The organism is Microbacterium sp., assembly GCF_030149085.1.
Taxonomy (GTDB): Bacteria; Actinomycetota; Actinomycetes; order Actinomycetales; family Microbacteriaceae; genus Microbacterium.
Window position 1 is genome coordinate 1 of record NZ_JASBSF010000171.1, and the last position, 5,174, is coordinate 5,174.

The 5,174-nt window shown below is 67.3% G+C and carries 5 protein-coding genes and 1 pseudogene; 3 read left to right on the forward strand and 3 right to left on the reverse strand.

The features are described 5' to 3' along the window. On the reverse strand, nt 1-938 hold a 938-nt coding region (locus Q1V87_RS06915; protein ID WP_300591435.1), incomplete at its 3' end, for a hypothetical protein. A 68-nt stretch (nt 939-1,006) separates the two neighbouring features. On the opposite strand from Q1V87_RS06915, the gene Q1V87_RS06920 reads away from it, so the two are divergent. Continuing rightward, a complete protein-coding gene (locus tag Q1V87_RS06920) occupies nt 1,007-2,383 on the forward strand; it encodes an AAA family ATPase (RefSeq protein ID WP_300591436.1) in 1,377 nt (458 codons plus the stop codon). 7 nt (nt 2,384-2,390) lie between these two features. On the opposite strand, the gene Q1V87_RS06925 is transcribed toward Q1V87_RS06920, so the two are convergent. Both Q1V87_RS06925 and Q1V87_RS06930 read right to left on the reverse strand, forming a co-directional pair. Next, on the reverse strand, nt 2,391-3,056 hold the full coding sequence (locus Q1V87_RS06925) for a heme oxygenase (biliverdin-producing) (RefSeq protein ID WP_300591437.1): 666 nt from the start codon (nt 3,054-3,056) through the stop codon (nt 2,391-2,393). A gap of 73 nt (nt 3,057-3,129) precedes the next feature. Next, nucleotides 3,130-3,438: a DUF2470 domain-containing protein gene (locus Q1V87_RS06930; protein ID WP_300591438.1), complete on the reverse strand. Its 309-nt coding sequence runs from the start codon at nt 3,436-3,438 to the stop codon at nt 3,130-3,132. A gap of 78 nt (nt 3,439-3,516) precedes the next feature. Between Q1V87_RS06930 and Q1V87_RS06935 the strand changes: the two genes are divergently transcribed. Beyond that, nucleotides 3,517-4,809 carry a serine hydrolase gene (locus Q1V87_RS06935; RefSeq protein ID WP_300591439.1) on the forward strand — a complete coding sequence of 431 codons (1,293 nt, stop codon included), beginning with the start codon at nt 3,517-3,519 and terminating at the stop codon, nt 4,807-4,809. 64 nt (nt 4,810-4,873) lie between these two features. After that, nucleotides 4,874-5,174, forward strand: a pseudogene (locus Q1V87_RS06940) (EamA family transporter); the annotation flags it as partial.

A 5,174-nucleotide genomic window follows, 5' to 3' on the forward strand; every position in this document is an offset into this window, starting at 1 on the left:
GTCGGGTCTTGCACGATCGACCACGTCGGCAGGGTCACGATGCGGTCGGTGAGGTCGAACCCGAACGGGCAGGCGGTGGGCTGCAGGACCTCCTGCTGCGTGCACTCGTCGAGGAAGGCATCCACTTTCTCTTGCACGAGGGTGACGAACTCGTCGGATGCCGTCGCGGTGACCGTGACCGGGACACTTGTGAACGGGACGTCGGAGAGCATCGCAACTCCCGGCGAGGTCGCGGTGGGGGTGTCGACGGTCACCGAGTAGATGCCGGGTGAGAACACGAGCAGGGGAATCGACGCTGACAGGTCGGCGGCGACTCCGTCGGGCGAGACCTGCCGCTTGTCCACGCTGAAGCCGTTCACCGCGAACTCCGCCGATCCGTTGACGGTGAGATCCATGACCGCGATGGGGCTCTGCGCGAACTCCCAGCGCGGGAAGATCCCGATCATGCCGTCCTGTACCACCGAGAACGTCGTGGATGCGTCGTGGCCGCCCGCGGAGTACGCGAGGGTCACCGCGACGGTGTCGCCGCTTCTCGTTTCAGACACGACACGGATGTCGCTGAGATCGCCGAGCGCGCTGGAGCGAAGGAAGTCCTCGGAAGCGTTGGCGGGGAGCCCGGCGGCCTCCAGGTCGGCTGACGAGACCGCGACCCCCGGCACGGCAAGCGCCTGGGTGGCATTGCCGTCAGCGAGCAGGTTTGCGTAGCGCACCACGAAGGCCGACGGGCTGTAGAACTGCGCGTAGAGGGTCGCTCCCGCGGCGATGAACGCGGCGATCAGCAGTAGGCCGACCGCCGAGAGGATGATGAGGTCGCCGGTGAGTGAGCGGCGCGCGTCCCGGCGGCCGCGGCGAGACTTGCGCTGCGCGGCGCCTGTCGCGAGTGGCGTCTCTGGCGCGATGGCAGCACCGCCCGACGCGTTCTCCCCCGTGGTGCTCACGGCACCAGTCTAGGAACGACGTGCTGTGAGGACGCCCTGCCGCGGCGCGCGCTGGGTAGCATGGCCCGGTGCAGGCGCCCGAACTCTCCGCAGAGCAAGAGGCGCTGTTCCGACTCATCGAGGACACGCGCGACCACGTGTTCGTGACCGGTCGGGCCGGAACCGGCAAGTCGACGCTCCTGCAGCACCTGTCCTACCGGACCAGCAAACAGATCGCCGTCTGTGCACCCACCGGTGTCGCTGCCCTCAACGTCGAAGGCCAGACGATCCACTCTCTGCTGCGCTTGCCGATCGGTTTGATCGCGGACGCCGACCTCGAGCATCCGGATGCCACCCGCAAGCTGCTGAACGCCATCGACACCCTCGTGATCGACGAGATCTCGATGGTCAACGCCGACGTCATGGACGCCATCGATCGTTCCCTTCGGGAGGCACGAGGTCGGCGTGCCGAGCCGTTCGGTGGAGTGCAGATCGTCATGTTCGGGGATCCGTACCAGCTCGCGCCGGTGCCGCCACGACATGGCGACGAGCAGCGGTACATCCGCGATCACTACCGGTCGTTCTGGTTCTTCGATGCGCGGGTGTGGGCGGGGTCGGACGCGGCGCTTCCCGGATCGGAGGGGTCGTCGCTGCTGGATCTCGGGCGGTACGGCGCATCGCTCCAGATCCGCGAGCTCACCGAGATCCACCGGCAATCCGATCCGGAGTTCCGCCGGATGCTGGGAGCCGTACGCCACGGTCGGGTCACCGCCGACATCGCCCAGGTGCTCAACGACACTGGCGCTCGCACCCCGCCGGTGGGTGGGGCCGACGAACCTCCGATCATCACGCTTGCCACACGCAACGACATCGTCACCCGCATCAACCGTGCTCACCTGGATGCGCTGCCGGGTGCGACTCAGACGGCGCACGCCGAGATCAGCGGTGACTTCGGACGTGGGGATGCCGCGTATCCCGCCGACGCGGAACTGCAGCTCAAGGTGGGTGCTCAGGTCATGTTCTTGCGCAACGACGTGTCGACATTCGGCCAGCCGCCTCGGTGGGTGAACGGCACCATCGGAACCGTGACGCGGATCGCCGGCGGCACGGTGCGCGTGGAGGTCGATGGTGAACAGATGGATGTCGAGCCCGCCGTCTGGGAAAGGTTCCGGTACGCGTACAACTCGTCGACGCGGTCGATCTCGCGCGAGATCGTGGCGGAGTTCACCCAGTTCCCGCTGCGCCTGGCGTGGGCGGTGACGATTCACAAGTCGCAGGGGAAGACGTACGACAGAGCCATCATCGACCTGGGCTCGGGTGCTTTCGCGCCCGGCCAGACCTACGTGGCGCTGAGCCGCCTGACCTCGCTTGACGGGCTCTACCTGACGCGCCCGTTGCGGCCCCGTGACATCCGGGTCGACCCCGATGTGCAGCGGTTCATGGCTGCCGTCCGCGGGCGAGCCTGAGGATCGCTCAGGCGATCTCGGCGATGCGGCCCGAGGCCTTGGCTGAGGCAAGGTCGACGAAGACGTCGGTGTTGAACTGGTAGGCGCGCAGCACTTCGTCAATGACGCGCTCCTGTTCATCCGCGTCCCAGGGGGCGGCATCCAGTTGCTCGCGGTACACGTCCTTGAAGGCCCGCGGGTCGGCGATGTCGTCGAAAACGTAGAACCCGATCCCGTTGGTCTCAAACCCGAACTGCCGTGCCATGAGCTTGCCGATGAACTGCCCGCCCGAGAGGTCCCCCAGGTAGCGGGTGTAGTGGTGGGCGACGAATCCGCCGGCCCACGTCGAGCCGACCTCGTTGATCCGGTCGACGTAGCGCTGGGTGCTCGGGAGCGGAGCGATCCGCTCGCGCCAGTCCGGTCCGATGAGGAACTCGAGGTCGGCCTCCAGTGCGGGGAGGCGGGTGAGCTTGTCGCTGATGAACGGGGCCGCAACGGGGTCGTTGCGCATCACGTCGGCGGCGCGCTCGATCGCGTCGTACATGAACCAGTGCTGGGCGACAAGCGCGATGTAGTCCTCGCGCGTGCCCTCGCCCTTCATCAGATCGCTCATGAAGCCGGCGTGTTCACTGCCCGAGTGGGCGGTGCTCGAGCGCTCGCGCAGGGCCGTCGAGAACGGGGTCACGGGTGTCATGCGCACCAGTGTACCTTCAGGTAAGCCGAACCTTACAAGACCAAAGTCCCGATGGTGCGAGAGTCGGCGCCGCTCACTCGTGCGGACGAGGCTCGATCCCGAGACGCTCGCACGCCGCGTCATAGAGCTTCACGATCTCGGCTCGGATCTGGGGCCGTTCTGTGATGCTGCCGCCGGGCCACGGAACAGCCACGGTCACTGTCGTGCCGTCGCCGAGCTCGGCATCCCACACCCCGCCGTCGCCATCGAGATCGGACATGACCGCGCCGACGGCATCCGTCTGTCCGAACGCCCGCACGATCAGGAGGTTGTCGCCACCGTGGTCGCCGTTCATGTGGGCGAGGACGCCGGTGCGGATGCTGTCGTCGAAGCGATACGTCATGGTGCCAGCGTAGGGCCGTGATCATTGCGTGATGTTGATGTGTTTGAATGCTGAATGCACGAACAACGGGGGTTGGGTATGGGTGCGACGATCCTCAGGCGGCGTTGGAGCGCCCTCGGGATCGCGACGGTTGCCCTCGCGACGATGCTCGTTGGGTGTGCTCCCACCGGAACCGTCGAGATCGACGTGCCGGCTCAGGTGGAGGGAGATTTCCCCGCCGAGACCCAGTCGCAACTGGATGCTGCGCTGGCCGAAGCGATGGCCGCGACCGGATCCTCGGGTGCCATTGTGGGAGTCTGGGCGCCGTGGAGCGGCTCGTGGGTCGCCGGTGTGGGAACCCAGTCTCCGACAAGCTCGCAGGCTGTCACTTCCGACATGGAGTTCCGCGCATCCCGCGTGACGCGGGCCATGACGTGCGATGTTCTCTACGCGCTTGTCGACCGCGAGGTCGTTGCCCTGGATGACAACGTCTCGGAGTATGTCGTCGGCGCGTCGGGACTGGAAGACGTGACCTTGGGCCAGCTCTGCGACAGCACGTCGGGCATCGGGGCATCGGCGCCGTCGCTGTGGAACGACTGGCTCAAGACCCCGAACCGCCAGTGGCCTCCGCTCGAGCTCGCGGCCTATGGCATGGGACGTGAGCGAACAAGCAGTCCGGGCGCCGCTTTCGTCGACTCGGATGCCGGATACTTCCTGCTGGGGGTGGCCTTGGAGGCGGCGACGGCAACGTCTCTGCCCGAGCTGTTCGAGCAGTACGTCACGGCTCCTCTCGGCCTCGATTCCACGTGGCTTCCGGGCGCCGCCCCGGCAACGCCCGCCGGTGATACCGGTGGCTCGTCGCTGCAGGGCAACAACTCGCTGCCGGGCGAGGACGGGCAGCTACTGTGCACTGATCCCGTCGACATCACGGAGCTATCCGCCAGCATCGGCTTCGCCGACTCCGGTGCCGTCTCGACGATCGCCGATCTCGGTCGCTATGCGCAGGCTCTTGCCACCGGCGCGCTGCTCGGGGATGACCAGACGCGGTTCGACAGTCCTCGCGAGGCCTACCCGGGCGCACCGACCTGGTACACCTACGACGGCGGAGCGTTCGCCGCTGGAGGTCTGATCGGTCAGCACGGCGCGATTCCCGGCTACCTCACGGCTGCGTACGCTGACCCCGATACCGGGATGACGGTTGCCGTCGTCTTGAACAACTCAGCCGCACCCGCGGGGATCGCTGCAAATCTCGCGTGGGAACTCGCTGCGATCGCCTCGAAGGCCCCCGCTGCGGCCGGCCAGACAGCGCCCGCGGCGGGCCTGCCCTGGACCGCCGAACAGCAAGCCGAAGCCATCCGCGGTGCGGCGGTCTGTCCGCTGCCTCAGCAGTGAACCCGGAACCGCGGTGAGCGCTCCGCGCGCGGCAGCCCTGTCTTCGCCGCCGTTCGCGGTCGGAATGGTCGTCACGGGTCTGGTGTGTCAGGAGCTCGGTGCCTCCCTCGCCGTTTTGCTCTTCCCCGCGCTGGGGCCCCTCGGAATCGTGTTCCTGCGTCTCGGTTTCTCGGCCGTCATCCTCATGGTCATCGCCCGGCCCCGCCTTCGCGGTCACACCCCGACAGCCTGGCGCTCGGTCGTCGGCTTCGGGCTGGTACTCGCGCTGATGAACTGCCTGTTCTACCTGGCGCTCGCGCGGCTTCCCCTCGGCGTCACGGTCACCATTGAGGTGCTCGGACCGCTTGTGCTCTCGGTGATCGCCG

What these genes read in the sequence shown, in the direction of transcription:
- Q1V87_RS06925 (WP_300591437.1), bottom strand. Translation starts at nt 3,056, where the DNA reads ATGACACCCGTGACCCCGTTCTCGACGGCCCTGCGCGAGCGCTCGAGC.
- Q1V87_RS06930 (WP_300591438.1), bottom strand. Translation starts at nt 3,438, where the DNA reads ATGACGTATCGCTTCGACGACAGCATCCGCACCGGCGTCCTCGCCCAC.
- Q1V87_RS06935 (WP_300591439.1), top strand. Translation starts at nt 3,517, where the DNA reads ATGGGTGCGACGATCCTCAGGCGGCGTTGGAGCGCCCTCGGGATCGCG.